The following is a 14,860-nucleotide window of genomic DNA, read 5'->3' on the forward strand; positions in this document are numbered from 1 at the left end:
GATAATGAAGTTAATGATATAGGCATTTTAACACATTGCAGATAATAATGTCAATATCACTTGGTATTAATATCGAAATGTTGTTATCAATTAAGTTATCTTAATCAGTCCCTTTATTATGAACCATTCTTTGCGCTAGTGCAATGTTTCTGTATTCGGGTTCGTGACTTACTTCTCTTATAAGTTTAATAAAAGGAGGAAGTTTGTAAGGCTGATCTTCTGACAGCAATTCTATCTCAAGCGTTGCTCTGTCATTCCAAAACGGATATACATCAAGTTCAAAATATTCGTCATCATACACTATGCAATATCTGTCCTTTGAAATAATACCCGTTATACATTCTTTTCTTGAAAGATAATTATTGTATTCGGCTTGTGTCAAATAAGATTCTTTTTCTATCCTTTTTAAATCATTAATCTTGATTTTTACCGTTTTAATATATACTGCATCTTTGCCGTAACCACGTTTCCGTATTCTGAACATTCCTTCCTCGGGAGTGTTTAAATATGCCTGAGTAATCGCAACCTTTCTGCAAGCAGTCATATTATTAAGATAATCAATATCAGGGTATTCTATCAAAAACTTACGCTCAATTTCAAGAGGTTCCGGAACACCGATGAACCCTAATACTTCTTTAAGCAAATTATCGAGCCTTTTATTAAAATCAATGTTATTTGGTATAACTCGCAAGTGTGATGTGCCTGTCCATATAGAAAGTAATTTTTCGTCAAGTTCCTTGGCGAGCTTTACATCTTCTTTTCTGACAGAATTGCAGTTCTTAATGTAAGTGTTTTCATCTGTACAAGCAACACTTTTTAAATGAAATACAGCATCATACGAATTTCTTAATACATCTTCATTTTTATTACTTATTGAAATATATTTTTTAAATTCGGCATCGGTAACATATGCTTTGCTGTCAAGCAATCCTCTGTCAAATAAAATTACAGCCTTTTCCCCATTGTATGCCTTAGCTTTCTCTTCGAGAGAATTTTCTTCTTTTAATTGAGTTTCAAAAAGTTGTTTATGGAACTCATATACACCAAGTTTTTTCGGAGTAATGCCGTTGCTCAATAAATTATTTGCAATTTCTTCTAATATAAAAACTTTTATATTTAACTTTTCAAGTTCATCTTTCAAAAAATTCAAAGCAGTTGTTTTACCGCCACATGGACCGCCTGTCAAAACTATTTTAATTACCTCAGCCATAAATTCACCTCATTTAATTTATTATAACCTTTGAAATATTTATTATTATTCTGTATTTGAAAAAAGGCGATTGCAAAATTAATCTGCAATCGCCTTTTTAATATTACTTACTTCGTTTTTTACCGAAAATTATTGTTCCTGCAAAACCTGCTGCACACAAACCGACAAGCACACCTAAGAAAGTGAGATTATCACCTGTTTTTAAGGTAATAGGCTCAACATACTGTGTTTTATAAACCGTTTTTTCCTGAACAACGGTTTTAACTGTAGGAGTCGGCTGTACAGTTGTCGGTTGCGGTTGTGGCTCTGTTTCTGCTATTTTATCAAACAAATAAACATAAACAACATCTTCAATTCCGGATACAATTTCAGTCGGTTCAACATCCCACTTGCCGTTTTCATAACCGTAATTTGCTGTCATACCTGTTGGAATATTGATTCTTGCAGTACCGTTGACATTCCACTTACCCTCTTTGTCAAGCAAAGTTACATAGTAAGAAATATCATTTGCACTCTTATCTTTCCAAGTACCGTTTACTACTTTAAAAGTTACTTTCTTCTGATATTTATCGGGTATTCCGTCAGGCTTTTCTCCGTCACCTATCTTATCTACTTCCCATATTGCCGTGAAGATATAGGCTACATCGTCTTTGCCTTTCTTCTTATCCCAACCCATAAATACATAGTTTGTTCTCGTCGGATCTTCGAGTTTTATATTCTTTTCAAGAACAAATGTTGCTACATCATCACCCGAATAAGTCTTGTTATCGTGAACCCATACACCGTCGTTCGGCTTTACCTGTATTTTCTTTCCGTACTCTACTACCTGTGTAGCAGGTGTTGGTTTATCGTTTTCGTTTGGTTCTTTGTAATCAACTTTCGGGTCGGTTTTCTTTGTAAAAGTATAAGTGTAAGTTTCCGCATTTGTTCCCTTTACAGGCGACTTTGGTTCAACATCCCACTTGCCTTTTTCATAACCGTAATTTGCTGTCATACCTGTTGGAATATTAATTCTTGCAGTACCGTTGACATTCCACTTACCCTCTTTGTCAAGCAAAGTTACATAGTAAGAAATATCATTTGCACTCTTATCTTCCCAAGTACCGTTTACTACTTTAAAGGTAATTTTCTTTTGATACTTATCGGGTATTCCGTCAGGCTTTTCTCCGTCGCCTATCTTATCTACTTCCCATATTGCTGTGAAGATATAGGCTACATCGTATTTGCCTTTCTGCTTATCCCAACCCATAAATACATAATTTGTTCTCGTTGGATATTCGAGTTTTATATTCTTTTCAAGAACAAATGTTGCTACATCATCACCCGAATAAGTCTTGTTATCGTGAACCCATACACCGCCGTTCGGCTTTACCTGTATTTTCTTTCCGTAGTCTACCACCTGGGTAGCAGGTGTTGGTTTATCGTTTTCGTTTGGTTCTTTGTAATCAACTTTCGGGTCGGTTTTCTTTGTAAAAGTATAAGTGTAAGTTTCCGCATTTGTTCCCTTTACAGGCGACTTTGGTTCAATATCCCACTTACCGTTTTCATAACCGTAATTTGCTGTCATACCTGTTGGAATATTGATTTTGGCAGTACCGTTGACATTCCACTTACCCTCTTTGTCAAGCAAAGTTACATAGTATGAAATATCATTTGCACTCTTATCTTCCCAAGTACCGTTTACTACTTTAAAGGTTACTTTTTTCTGATACTTATCGGGTATTCCGTCAGGCTTTTCTCCGTTGCCTATCTTATCTACTTCCCATATTGCTGTGAAGATATAGGCTACATCGTCTTTGCCTTTCTGCTTATCCCAACCCATAAATACATAATTTGTTCTTGTCGGATCTTCGAGTTTTATATTCTTTTCAAGAACAAATGTTGCGACATCATCACCCGAATAAGTCTTGTTATCGTGAACCCATACACCGCCGTTCGGCTTTACCTGTATTTTCTTTCCATACTCTACTACCTGTGTAGCAGGTGTTGGTTTATCGTTTTCGTTTGGTTCTTTGTAATCAACTTTCGGGTCTGTTTTCTTTGTAAAAGTATAAGTGTAAGTTTCCGCATTTGTTCCCTTTACAGGCGACTTTGGCTCAACATCCCACTTGCCGTTTTCATAACCGTAATTTGCTGTCATACCTGTTGGAATATTAATTCTTGCAGTACCGTTGACATTCCACTTACCCTCTTTGTCAAGCAAAGTTACATAGTAAGAAATATCATTTGCACTCTTATCTTCCCAAGTACCGTTTACTACTTTAAAGGTTACTTTCTTCTGATATTTATCCGGTATTCCGTCAGGCTTTTCTCCGTTGCCTATCTTATCTACTTCCCATATTGCTGTCAATTCATATTTTCTGTCAATTGAATCTGTAATTTGTTGGCTGTTGCTATAAGTGCTTTCACCGCACTTCCAGCCGTCAAATACATACTCATACTTAGTTGATTTATTATCAATTGTTTTTACGGATTCACCCTCACGGTAAACAAATTTTGTATCGCCGTTGAGTGTACCACCATCAAGATTATAAACTACAGAGTAATATTTTATCTCTATGCTGTTATCATCACTGTCAACGGTAAGAACCGCATTATCAATCTGTTTATAATCATTACCGTCTTTTAAAAACACTTTATAATTGCCTTTAGCAAGTTCTGCAGTATAACCGTTATCACCGCTCTGCAAGACAATGTAATCACTGTCAGACTTTACGGCAACCTCGTACGGTTTACCGAATATGCTTTCGGTATCCGCTACAGTATCATCAAGTTTGAAAACCACACTTGATGTATAGCAGTCCTTTGTTGTGTCTTTTACATAGGCGTATGCAGTTTTAGTTGTACCGTTCTCGTCAATATAACTGCCCCGTACCTCTATGGTATATTCAGTAGAGGGAGTAAGACTGCTAAAAGTTATTTTGCCGTCAATTACTTCACCCTTAACACCCTCAAGATAATATTCGCATCTGTCATCAAGATTTGTAAGAGTGAGTGTTGTTGCAGTTGTGGAAGTGTTAGGTTTTTTAAATACTATTACGGTTGTAGTCGAACTGTTTTCCGAGTTTTTATGGAATTTGCAGTTTCTCTTTTGAAGATTAATTTTAATTACACCTTCACCGGCTTTTAAACCGGTTATTGAGTAACCGCTTTCTGACTTGCTTAAACTTATGCAATCGCTGCCGGAAATTATTGTTCCCTGACTTACATAACAGGCAGGACATACAACATGAACAACCGAGCTTTGACCTAAGAGGTTAAGAATATCAACGCTCTCACCCTCAAACACACCAAACACTGCGTTTGCCATATCTTTTGACAGGTCATAATTTTTAAAATCGTCATCATACGATGCTGTCGCAATGATATTTCCGTCAGAATCCTTTACTGTTACGGAAATGCCGCCTTTTAATTTTTCAGCGTTAACAGATGCACCGTAAACTGCCGCATAAGCAAAGCCTTTGTGCGAATAGCTGCGGTTATAAGATCTGCCGCTCATATTATCAGATGCGAACAAGCCTTTATCCGAATTGTAAATTTCAATTTCACTTTTTGTGCCACGCACCACAGCCATATCGTGCTTGTCAAATACATACAGATAAGTGCCAAGCTTATTTTTCCATTCGTAAGTCAGCTCTTGAGGATTACCGTCGTAATTGCTTACTTTTGCCATTAAAAGCTCACTTGAACGAAGGTCTTTACTGTCGCCCCTCATAAATCCGACAATTTCTACTGTCGGATTTGCACCGTCAAGTGCAAGTACGGCCGAGGGAACACCCACCGCACCCAAAATTGTTGCTGCCAATATAAAGCAGAAAACTCTCTGCAATGCTGACAACAACGTTTTTTTGTGTTTTTTTAACATTGCCATATATTACCTCCATGCAAATGATTATATGCAGAAGACAGGCAAATAATACACGGCAAAATAAAAAGGGAAAGCTAAACTTCCCCTTGTCCTAAAAAATTCCGTATTTAGTTTTTAATCGCTGCAATTTACTTCCGATTGGTTTTGTAAGCAGCAACAGGAATATTACATTTGAAACCATATAAACAACGGTAAACGGTGCTGCGGTTGTAATGCTTGCCACAAATCTTGCTATATTAAATGTGCCGTCAGCCCAGAGAGTTGTCCATACATCCATTATAAAAGAAAATACTATGCCCGATAGAGCGCCGTAAATAATAAGCATTACCTTACTCTCAACAAGTTTTTTAGCAAGCAAGCCCGCCAAAAATCCGATAAGTCCCCACGCAAGCATTTGAAACGGAGTCCACGGTCCTTGTCCAAAATAGAAATTTGAAACCACAGCAGAAAAAGATCCTGTAATAAAACCTGCTTCACTGCCAAGATAAATAGCGGTAATAATTACAATTGCAGTAACGGGCTTAAAAAACGGAATGGGAGCAAATACAAACCTGCCCGCTACCGACAATGCCGTCATAACAGCTATTATAACAATTCTGCGTGCATCGTTTTTACCTTTTTCAAAAGAAATAAAAAACGGAATACAGGCAACCACCGACAAAACAAGCGATATAAAGGCATATTTGCGGTCGCCGAAGAAAAACACTCCGCAAAGTACAATAAGCGGCGCAACCACAAAAACACATAAGTATTTTATTATCTTTTTAGCAGTCATTTTACTCCTCCTTAACAGCGGAAATCAACTCTTCCGTTGTTATAATGCCGTCTTTTATACCTCGTGAAATTTTATTTGCAGAAGTCGTATAAAATCGTTTTCCGCAATAAAATTCGTGCGGTTCAAGTCTTTTTGAAAGAGTACCGTTAAAAAGCATTGCACATACGGTGGAAACTTCAGCCGAAAAATCAAGGTCATGTGTAACAAGTAATATTGTAATTTGGTTGTCGGAAAGTTCTTTTAAAGTTTTTGCAAGTTCTGCTTTTGAAAAACTGTCACAACCCTTTGTCGGTTCGTCAAGCAATAATATTTTCGGTTCGAGAAGTAAAAGTTTTACAAAACCTGCACGCTGAATTTCACCTCCGCTAAGGTCATACGGATGGTGATTTAAAAGATGGTGTACATTAAACTTTTCTGACAATTTATTAATTTTTTCCAAATCCCCGCTCACGCTTTTAAAGTCTTCAAGCAAACTGTCTTTAACAAATAACAATTGTGGATTTTGAGGCATAGTAGCAGTTTTTTCATTTAGTTTTACCTTGCCTCTGTACGGCTTAAGCCTTGCTCCTATTACGGAAAGCAAAGTTGATTTTCCGCTGCCGTTTGCACCGACAACCGAAAAAATCTCTCCTCTGTTTACCGATAAATTAAGACCGAGGAGCACATCATCAGACTTTTTATCATATCTGAAATATACATTTTTAACCGATAATATTTCATGGTCGGAATTATTATTCTGCAATGTATGTTCTGTAAAAGAATTATTTTTGCTATATTTTGCAAAAAGTTCTCTGCCTTCTTTGACCGTAACGGGGCATTGCGATTTACAATCCGTTACGGAATAAAGCCGTGCAGGCACGGGCAAAGCGAGCATCATAGGATGATTTTTTGAAATTTTGCTAAGAGCATTGCAAGTATCTATAGGTGCTGTATCGGTAATTATTTTTCCTTGCTCCATAACAATAATTCTATCCGCAACGGGAAACAGTTTTTCAAGTCTGTGTTCGGTAATAATTACAGTGATACCCAAGTCTTTATTAAGTTTGTCAAGAATTGTAAAAAAGTTTTCTGCCGATACAGGGTCAAGCTGACTTGCGGGTTCGTCAAGAATTAATACATCAGGCTCGGCAACAGATGCCGCCGCAAGATTAAGAATTTGCATCTGACCGCCCGAAAGTGAGTTTGTCTTTTGTTCTATTATTTTTGAAAGTCCAAAGTAAGTAGCCGTTTCACTTATTTTAATATTTATTTCTTCACTCGACATTCCCATATTCTCAAGCGTAAAGGCAAGTTCATGGAGTACGGTATCGGTTACTGTTTGATTTTCGGGATTTTGCGAAACATAGCCTATTTTAAAAGCCGTATCTTCTTCACTGCATTTTTCAATATTTTCGGAACAGAAAAATATTTCTCCCGTTTTTGTGCCGTGAGGAGCTGCCTGCGGCTTTAAAAGTCTTAGCAGTGTTGTTTTTCCGCAGCCGGACTGACCGCAGATAACACAAAACTCTCCCCTTTTCACAGTGAAATTCACATTATCCAAAGCCTTTTCCTGCATCTGCGGATAAGTAAAACTTAAATTTTTGACAGAGAAAATTTCCATACAAGCTCCTCCTTTAACTCAATGGTAAACGGCATAAATGATAGTACACCGAAAGCCGACATTCCGATTACAGATAATATTGTAATATCACACATCTCGATATGCGGATATATAAGAAAATCAAGTTGACCTGTCGCTAAAGCAAACAGCACTGTAGTCAACATTCCCAGAGAAAGTACAGTAAAAACCGCATCTGCTTTTGTAAAAGGAAAGCGGCAGTAAAAACTGCGCTTTTTAACTCCGTATCCTCTTGCGCTCATTGAATCGGCAGTTTGAACCGAACCCTCAAGCATTACGGAAACCGAAGCAGAAAATGCACCTATGTATTGTTTAAATTTATTTTTACCGCAAAAATCGGATTGAGCCGCCAATGTGCGCTTAAACACAAGAATAAATTTAGGCACAAAATGAAGTACCATCGAAAACAATAATGCAAGTCTTGGTAAAAATCTTCCGAAAATATATATAAGTTTTTCGGAATCAAACACGCTGTTGAATACCGAAAACCAAAGTATTACGCTCAAAAGCATCAGTCCGAGCACCGCACCGTAAACTATAGCCTCAAGAGTAATAGGAATATCATTTATAAATATAAGCGGTGTTACTCCCTTGTGTGAGAAAAGCGGATTGGTTATTGTTACAAGTAAAAAAATCAGCACATAACCAAAAAAGGATTTTAAAAATAATTTAAAACCCTTTTGTAATACAGAATAAGCCGCCGCTCCGAAAAGCGACAGCAGTAAAATTATATAATTCCATGTAAACATTGATACCAACAGCACAGATACAAAATATATAAGCTGTGCCAGCGGATTAAAGGAATTAAATCTTAGCATTATTCTTCTCCTGTAAATTCGTTTCCGATATCTGCGCCCAAATCGCAGGTATATAAGAATTTAATTGTATCTCCGTCATGTAAATCATAAGAATTGCAGCCTACCGACGGAAAAACATCATTTACGCAGTATTCCCAACCCGAAAGCTGACCGCAAGAAAATTCATAAAGATTTGCGATACCCTCAATATAAATATCTGCGTCCGTTCCCTCGTATTCATATTGAATTTTATTCTGACGGCAGGCTTCACTAAGCGCATCATATGCGGTAGCATTTTCGTCAAGAGTAATCTTTGTAGGCTTGAGAATTACGCCGTCACTCGGAACATAGCTTTCAAGACCGCTTTCAAGCTGATCCATATTATTTAAAATGGTTGAGCAGTTGATTGAAAAAGTAACCTCCATTCCCTCTTTTTGAGATGAAGAGGAATAGTAGTCATCGGGAGTCTGAACCGAACAGCCGCATAGCACGGCAGTAATTATCAATACAAGTAATAAAAGTTTTAATTTCATTATTTGTCACCTTTTCTTTTGCCGAATAATCTGAAAGGCTCACCGTCTTTTTTCAGCACTGTTAATCTTATAATTAAAAGCACAGCCGCTACTGCTACAAGTCCTATAAGAGAAACATAGAAAATAAAATTATTGTCGTCATCCGAATTTGCCGCCGCTACGGAATCCGGAGTAGATGCAAGCGTAAAAGGCTCGTAATTGTCATCTGCCAAAGCCATTACCTGATCATCATAATTTTCCGCATTATTGGATTCGGGCTTTACAGTTGTTTCCTGCTGTTCTTCGTCAACTTGCGAATTATGTTTTTCTGTAATATCACCTGTATTTACAGAATTATTTTTATTGTTGCTGTCTATATTAACCTCAGAACTGTCTGTGTTTGAATTTTCAGTGTTCTGTCGGGAATTTTCGCTATTAGAATTATTTTTCTTTGTATCGTCAAATTCAAAAATCTCGGTATTGCCCTTTGACATATATTTATATAAATCAACAAGTGAGTTTAATGCCTGATAACACGCAATATTATTCGATTTTCCGTTTTCAATATGAGAAAAACCGCCGTCCGAATTTTTGAAAGTCATGAGATTGTCAACAAGAGTGTTGCCGTTTTTAATAAATCTTGAATCCGACTGCACATCTATATCGAGTGCAACAAGCGCAGAAATAACTTGGGAAACACTCTCGGAATTTACTGTGCCGAAAGAAGAATATCCGCCTTTTTCATTTTGTTTTTTAGATAAAACATCAAGTGCTCTGTCAATAGATTCTTTTACCGCACTGTCAGATTTATAAGGAGCAAGTGCCTGTAAGCACATTGCGGTAACATCGGTATCGGCAGACTTTCCCATAAGTGTAAAGCCACCGTCCGAAAGCTGTAAGCCTATAATTTTTTTAATAAAATATTCTCTGTCATATTTTGCTTCACTCGGAACTTTTGCATTTGCACAGTCGAGTGACAGCAAGGCATAAACATATGCATTTATGCCTTGCTTGTTCACATTTTCACTGTTATAAACTCCGTCACTGAGCAAATTTTTGCCGTTGATATTTTCAGGATTAAGTCCGCAGGCATAAAGTGCAAGTGAGGTACGCTGAAAATCTGTAGCTTTGCTTTTTGATTTATATAACTTTTCGGCAGATTTTATCATAGAACTTTGTACAGCAGTTACATCTGTACCGTATTTTGACAAAGAAATAATATACCACTGTGTTTCCGAATTATCCGTGGTTTCAGAAAGTTTTTGTACAAACGAAGCTGTATCGTCAGCCTTTAAAATTGCCGATTTATACGAGATAATTCCGTCTATAGTTTTTGAAATATCTTCTTTTGTGTAGTTTTCAGCCGCATTTACCGTTACCGATAAAGATAACATTACTGCGCATATAAGTAAAGCTGTCAGTTTTTTCAGCATAATTATCATTCCTTATTAGAATTATTCTGTTTCACCCGAAAGAATTGTCTGAAGTGCTGTAACATCATTTACATCAACTTTTCCGTCTTTGTTTACATCAGCAATTCTTACTTGTTCTTCGCTAATATTGTTATAATTGCTAAGGTATGTCTGAATAGCTGTAACATCGTTAATGTCTACATTACCGTCAAGGTTTACATCATTGACAATCTTTGTATCTACAAATACTGTGTAGTCATCTGCGTAACGAAGAACTGCAGGAGCACCGCTGTAACCGTACTTTTCAACCTGTAAGCTGTGAGAACCGAATGTAAGCTGATCCTTATCAATTACAACTACACCGTTATAATCTGTTGTGTATTCTTTGCCGTCAAAATATACTGTCATATTATCAATCGGAAGAACAGCGTCACCGAATGTAGCGTTTGCTGTAAATGTAATTTTACCCTCGCTTGTAAGCAATGAAGTATCTGCAATCGGGAGGTAGCATGGATACTCACCGTAATAAAGAACTACTGTATCATTATTACTAAGTGTATAACCGCTTACTCCTACATTAGGAACTACGCTGTTTACAGCATAATACCAGCCGTCCCAGCCGCCGAATGAACCTGCTGCAATGCCGTTTACCTCTGAAATATAGCCTGCATCTGCACCTACTACTTCGATATTATCAGAAACTTCGTCTGCATATGAGATAAGCTGACCGACATTGCTGTCCTTTGCAATTTCAAATGTGTCTTTAAGGTAGCAAGCCTCCGGACCTTCAATTCTGAGATTTACATTAATTGTGTTTTCTCTTGCAATATTAACTGTAAAGTCGTCAGCATAACGAAGTACGGCAGGAGCACCGTTTGAATTTTTCTTTTCAACCTGTACGCTGTGCTCGCCTGAGGTGAAGTCAGCCTTTGAAAGTGTGATTGTGCCGTTTTCATCTGTTGTATAAGTATGACCGTCAAAAGTAACTGTCATATCTGCAATAGCAACTGTGCTTACGGTCGGATTCCAGTCGCTGTCATATGTAGTTGACTCTGCATTAAAACTGATTTTTCCGTCACTGTTTAATGCCGAAGTATCAATCTGCGGAAGAAGACAAGGAAAATCACCGTAATAAAGAACAACTGTATCATTGTCGCTAAGTGTGTAATCACCTACGCCAACATTTGGTGAAACTGAATTTACAATATACTGCCAGCCGTCCCAGCCGCCGAATTTGCCTGCTGTTTCGCCGTTTACATCTGTTATGTAATTATTTTCGGCGCCTGTTACCGTAACATCATCAGAAAGCTTGTCTGCATACTGAATTAAGTCAGCTGCCGTGCTGCCCTGTGGAATTTGATAATTGTCATAAAGCACACAAGAATTCACACCCTCAATACGGAGTGAAACTGTAATGTCCTTTGTTTCTGCCGCAAATGCCGTAACTGCAGATGCAGAAACAAGCAAAGTAGCAAGTGAAGCAGAAATAAATTTTGCTGTTGTTTTCATAAACATTCTCCTTAAATAAAAAATAGCCCCTTAAAAGAGGCATAGCTATATAAAGGGTAATAATTTACCCAATAACTATTCTCCCACTGCCCAAGAAAGTTTTTCAAACTATGTTATGGCAGGTCTCCTGACTTACAGTCTGCATTAAAGCAGCCAAGGCGCCTTCTCGGTTTCCCAATGGCATGAGCCAAGGCTATAACTGTTTACAGTAATGGCGGTTGTGACGGACTTGCACCGTCTTCCCTATTAATTAAATGAATAAACCATAACAAATATTAAGTTCAAATTAAATTTTATAGCATAATCGGTGTTATGTCAAGTTAATGCCTGTCTTTTTCCTCTTTTGCCTTATTTTTCCGCTTTATCACAGATAAATACAGCATAAAACACAAAACACCGACAGCAAGTCCGCAAATAACTCCAACTATAAGCATAAATACAGTGTTGTCTGAAAATTTGCCGTTTAATGAACCGAGTTCGTCAATACTGCTTTTTTCTGAATTTCCTGTACTTTCATTGTTTTCGGATTTATATTCCGTTGTATCCGATTTTTCATTATCATTTGATTTTTCACTGCCTTGTTTTGTAACACTTACCTTACCGCTTGAACATTGCGAAATTTCAACGCTTTCTGCCGAAGAATTAACACAGTCATAGGCTGTATATTGCAAATTACTCTGACCTTCGGCTGTTGCCTTAAATTCTAAAGTAAGTATTACCGTGTCATTATCAATATTTTTGCCGTCTTTGCAAAGGTAAGATACATTTAATGTACTTCCGTTATCATAAGCATAAGCCAGGCTGTCCGAATCGGTGCTGATTGAACGGTATTCTATTATATTTCTGTCATAAGTAAATTTTAATAATACGGCAGAGATTTTTTCTGACGATTTTGCTTTTACATCAACCTTAAAAATTCTGCCTTTATCACAATTTATATCTTCTGTTTTAAAAGTTACGCCGTTTGTATCGGCGGCAAAAACAGAAACAGCGGAGAAAATTATGAAAAGAACCGTAAACATTAATAATACAAATCTTTTCATATTTTCTCCGCTCCTTTTTAAGCGTGTTCTGCTTTATTAAAATTTTTTTGTTCGGTATCTGACCTTTGTCCCTCTTTTTTGCTCTGCACATTGTAGGAAATGCGTGTAAGCATATTTTCACTCACAAACCGTTGAGCAACTTTTGCTACTTTCATTGTAAAGCCGGGAATAATAACCATTTTGCCTTTCATAGTTTTCTCAATCGCATACTTAGCAACAAAATCCGGCGAAAGTCCGTTAAGGCAAAACTTTACATCCGCAACATTATTAAAATTAGTATTCACAGGACCGGGACAAAGCACGGAAATTTTAACATTACTGCCCTTTCGCCTCAGTTCTTCGTGAACAGCCTCTGTAAGCCTTACAACATAATTTTTTGATGCATAATAACTTGAAAAAGTCGGACCCGCCAAAAAGCCCGCTGACGAGCCTACATTAAGAATGTAGCCTTTATTTTTCTTAACCATATCCTGCAAAAAGCATTTTGTCAGAATATGCACTGCACTTATATTTGTGTGAATTAAATCAAGCTCTTTTTTCAGCGGTACATCCAAAAATCTGCCATATGCGCCAAAGCCTGCATTATTGACGAGAAAATCTATATCCTCGTCTTTTAAATGCTCATACAAATCAATAGCGTCTTGTTCCCGTGACAAATCAATGGTGATTACTCTGACATTTACATTTTTAAGTTCAGCCTTAAGCTCTGTCAGCTTATCATAGTTTCTTGACGCAACTATCAAATCATACCCCATTGCAGCCAAGATTCTCGCAATTTCCTTACCAATCCCCGAACTTGCTCCTGTAATTAAAGCCTTCATATATTCACCTGCTTTTATTTATTTTTTGACACCGATGGCACAAAGCCATGTAGTACCGTCCTTTTTATGGGTTTCAATGTCTTCAAAGCCTGCCTTTGCAAGCATTTCCCGTATCTCCTCCTCTGTCACTGTTTTTATGCCTACCTTGTCCTCTACAGCCTTCCATTTATCAGGCTCTTCGGGAGTTTTCAGCATTTCAAATACAAGCATAATCCTGCCGTTTTGCTTTAACACTCTATAAATTTCTTTTAAATCATTAAGTTTGTCCGGCCAGAAGTAATAGGTTTCTACCGCAGTTACAACATCAAAGCTGCAATCCTCAAACGGCAAAGACGAAACCGAGGCAAGTACGATTTTAACCTTATTACAGAGAATGTTTTTTCTGTTCTGTGCCTTTGAATGTTTGATACAAAGCGCAGAATAATCTATTCCGTAAACCTTGCCGTTACCGATTCTCTCTGCTATTCGTGACACGGTAAGACCGCCGCCGCAGCCAACATCAAGCACACGATAATGTCTTTCAAAATTTATATGATCAAGCGCCCAACCGGTAAGCTCGTAATGTCCTTCATTCATGGAACTAATCATTTTTTTGCCCCAAAAGCCCTTCGGCTTCTTGGCATTTTCCAACAGCTTATGATATTTCACAAGAATCTTCCTTTCCGTAAAACACATATTAACTTTATCAAATATATTAATTTTGCTTTAAACTCATTATTGTGCTATCGATTATAACACATATTTATACATTTTACAATTACTTATTGATTTATTTTATTTGATTTTTGTTCATCAATAAGTTCCTGCACCAAATAATCGTCACTCATACAATGCATATCCGATATACCCTTTTAGGTTTTATTGTCAAAAGCCAAAATCATATTTAATTTTACAATACTATGTTCTTTCCGTACCATTCAACCGAAACCGCTTTATTATTATTTTCCGAATTAATTAATAATACCTCATCAAGATTTTTTGTGGAATGGTGAACGGACAGAAGGAATAGAGAGATAGCGAATCAAGGTAACCGTAGCCGATTCGTTTAGCGACCTTGATCTTGTTGTTGAAGCCTTCGAGCTTGTCGGTGTCATCCGAGATATCGGCTACGCTTTTTGGATTGTACTGTTCAATAATTTGCTTTGCGAGGTTCTCACCCGGTGTGCTTTCTCTCTTTTTTGCCATTTCGTTCATTCCTTTTTCCTTTCTTTCATTGTAGCACACTTTTTCCCAATTGCAAAAAGTGTGCAAATTATTTTTCTAACTTACACACTTTATTTTACAAGCTCAGGTGT

General features: G+C 37.2%; 12 protein-coding genes and 1 riboswitch. All 12 genes read right to left on the reverse strand.

Annotated elements, in window-relative coordinates; all coding sequences use genetic code 11:
- Positions 1–100: 100 nt before the first annotated feature.
- The 12 genes from H8R91_RS04460 to H8R91_RS04515 all read right to left on the reverse strand — a co-directional run bounded on the left by H8R91_RS04460 (position 101) and on the right by H8R91_RS04515 (position 14,789).
- A complete protein-coding gene (locus H8R91_RS04460; RefSeq protein WP_186935054.1) occupies positions 101–1,210 on the reverse strand; it encodes an AAA family ATPase in 1,110 nt (369 codons plus the stop codon).
- Between the two features lie 103 nt (positions 1,211–1,313).
- Positions 1,314–5,081, reverse strand: coding sequence for an InlB B-repeat-containing protein (locus H8R91_RS04465; protein ID WP_186935055.1), 3,768 nt, complete (start codon positions 5,079–5,081; stop codon positions 1,314–1,316).
- Between the two features lie 88 nt (positions 5,082–5,169).
- The gene (locus H8R91_RS04470; protein WP_186935056.1) at positions 5,170–5,853 is read right to left on the reverse strand and encodes an ECF transporter S component; all 684 of its coding nucleotides are present in this window, start codon (positions 5,851–5,853) and stop codon (positions 5,170–5,172) included.
- A gap of 1 nt (position 5,854) precedes the next feature.
- On the reverse strand, positions 5,855–7,453 hold the full coding sequence (locus tag H8R91_RS04475; RefSeq protein WP_186935057.1) for an ABC transporter ATP-binding protein: 1,599 nt from the start codon (positions 7,451–7,453) through the stop codon (positions 5,855–5,857).
- Entirely contained in the window at positions 7,426–8,289 is an 864-nt protein-coding gene (locus H8R91_RS04480) for an energy-coupling factor transporter transmembrane component T (RefSeq protein ID WP_186935058.1), read from the reverse strand. Before H8R91_RS04480 ends, H8R91_RS04475 begins: the two co-directional genes overlap by 28 nt.
- Entirely contained in the window at positions 8,289–8,801 is a 513-nt protein-coding gene (locus H8R91_RS04485; RefSeq protein ID WP_022235100.1) for a DUF4430 domain-containing protein, read from the reverse strand. Before H8R91_RS04485 ends, H8R91_RS04480 begins: the two co-directional genes overlap by 1 nt.
- Positions 8,801–10,213: a prenyltransferase/squalene oxidase repeat-containing protein gene (locus H8R91_RS04490; protein WP_186935059.1), complete on the reverse strand. Its 1,413-nt coding sequence runs from the start codon at positions 10,211–10,213 to the stop codon at positions 8,801–8,803. The genes H8R91_RS04485 and H8R91_RS04490 overlap by 1 nt, the downstream gene beginning before the upstream one ends.
- A 21-nt stretch (positions 10,214–10,234) precedes the next feature.
- A complete protein-coding gene (locus H8R91_RS04495) occupies positions 10,235–11,701 on the reverse strand; it encodes a DUF4430 domain-containing protein (protein WP_186935060.1) in 1,467 nt (488 codons plus the stop codon).
- Between the two features lie 100 nt (positions 11,702–11,801).
- Positions 11,802–11,984, reverse strand: a riboswitch (cobalamin riboswitch).
- A 37-nt stretch (positions 11,985–12,021) separates the two neighbouring features.
- Positions 12,022–12,744: a cohesin domain-containing protein gene (locus H8R91_RS04500; RefSeq protein WP_186935061.1), complete on the reverse strand. Its 723-nt coding sequence runs from the start codon at positions 12,742–12,744 to the stop codon at positions 12,022–12,024.
- 17 nt (positions 12,745–12,761) lie between these two features.
- The gene (locus H8R91_RS04505) at positions 12,762–13,565 is read right to left on the reverse strand and encodes an SDR family NAD(P)-dependent oxidoreductase (RefSeq protein WP_186935062.1); all 804 of its coding nucleotides are present in this window, start codon (positions 13,563–13,565) and stop codon (positions 12,762–12,764) included.
- 18 nt (positions 13,566–13,583) lie between these two features.
- Positions 13,584–14,213: a class I SAM-dependent methyltransferase gene (locus tag H8R91_RS04510; protein ID WP_022235095.1), complete on the reverse strand. Its 630-nt coding sequence runs from the start codon at positions 14,211–14,213 to the stop codon at positions 13,584–13,586.
- Positions 14,214–14,519: 306 nt separating this feature from the next.
- Complete coding sequence (locus tag H8R91_RS04515; protein WP_186935063.1) at positions 14,520–14,789, reverse strand: hypothetical protein; 270 nt, start codon at positions 14,787–14,789, stop codon at positions 14,520–14,522.
- Positions 14,790–14,860 lie beyond the last annotated feature (71 nt).

Origin of the sequence: Ruminococcus intestinalis, from assembly GCF_014288065.1 — a bacterium.
Lineage (GTDB): Bacteria > Bacillota > Clostridia > Oscillospirales > Acutalibacteraceae > Ruminococcoides > Ruminococcoides intestinale_A.

Coding starts and splice junctions, on each gene's coding strand:
- H8R91_RS04460 (WP_186935054.1), bottom strand. CDS start 1,210: ATGGCTGAGGTAATTAAAATAGTTTTGACAGGCGGTCCATGTGGCGGT.
- H8R91_RS04465 (WP_186935055.1), bottom strand. CDS start 5,081: ATGGCAATGTTAAAAAAACACAAAAAAACGTTGTTGTCAGCATTGCAG.
- H8R91_RS04470 (WP_186935056.1), bottom strand. CDS start 5,853: ATGACTGCTAAAAAGATAATAAAATACTTATGTGTTTTTGTGGTTGCG.
- H8R91_RS04475 (WP_186935057.1), bottom strand. CDS start 7,453: ATGGAAATTTTCTCTGTCAAAAATTTAAGTTTTACTTATCCGCAGATG.
- H8R91_RS04480 (WP_186935058.1), bottom strand. CDS start 8,289: ATGCTAAGATTTAATTCCTTTAATCCGCTGGCACAGCTTATATATTTT.
- H8R91_RS04485 (WP_022235100.1), bottom strand. CDS start 8,801: ATGAAATTAAAACTTTTATTACTTGTATTGATAATTACTGCCGTGCTA.
- H8R91_RS04490 (WP_186935059.1), bottom strand. CDS start 10,213: ATGCTGAAAAAACTGACAGCTTTACTTATATGCGCAGTAATGTTATCT.
- H8R91_RS04495 (WP_186935060.1), bottom strand. CDS start 11,701: ATGAAAACAACAGCAAAATTTATTTCTGCTTCACTTGCTACTTTGCTT.
- H8R91_RS04500 (WP_186935061.1), bottom strand. CDS start 12,744: ATGAAAAGATTTGTATTATTAATGTTTACGGTTCTTTTCATAATTTTC.
- H8R91_RS04505 (WP_186935062.1), bottom strand. CDS start 13,565: ATGAAGGCTTTAATTACAGGAGCAAGTTCGGGGATTGGTAAGGAAATT.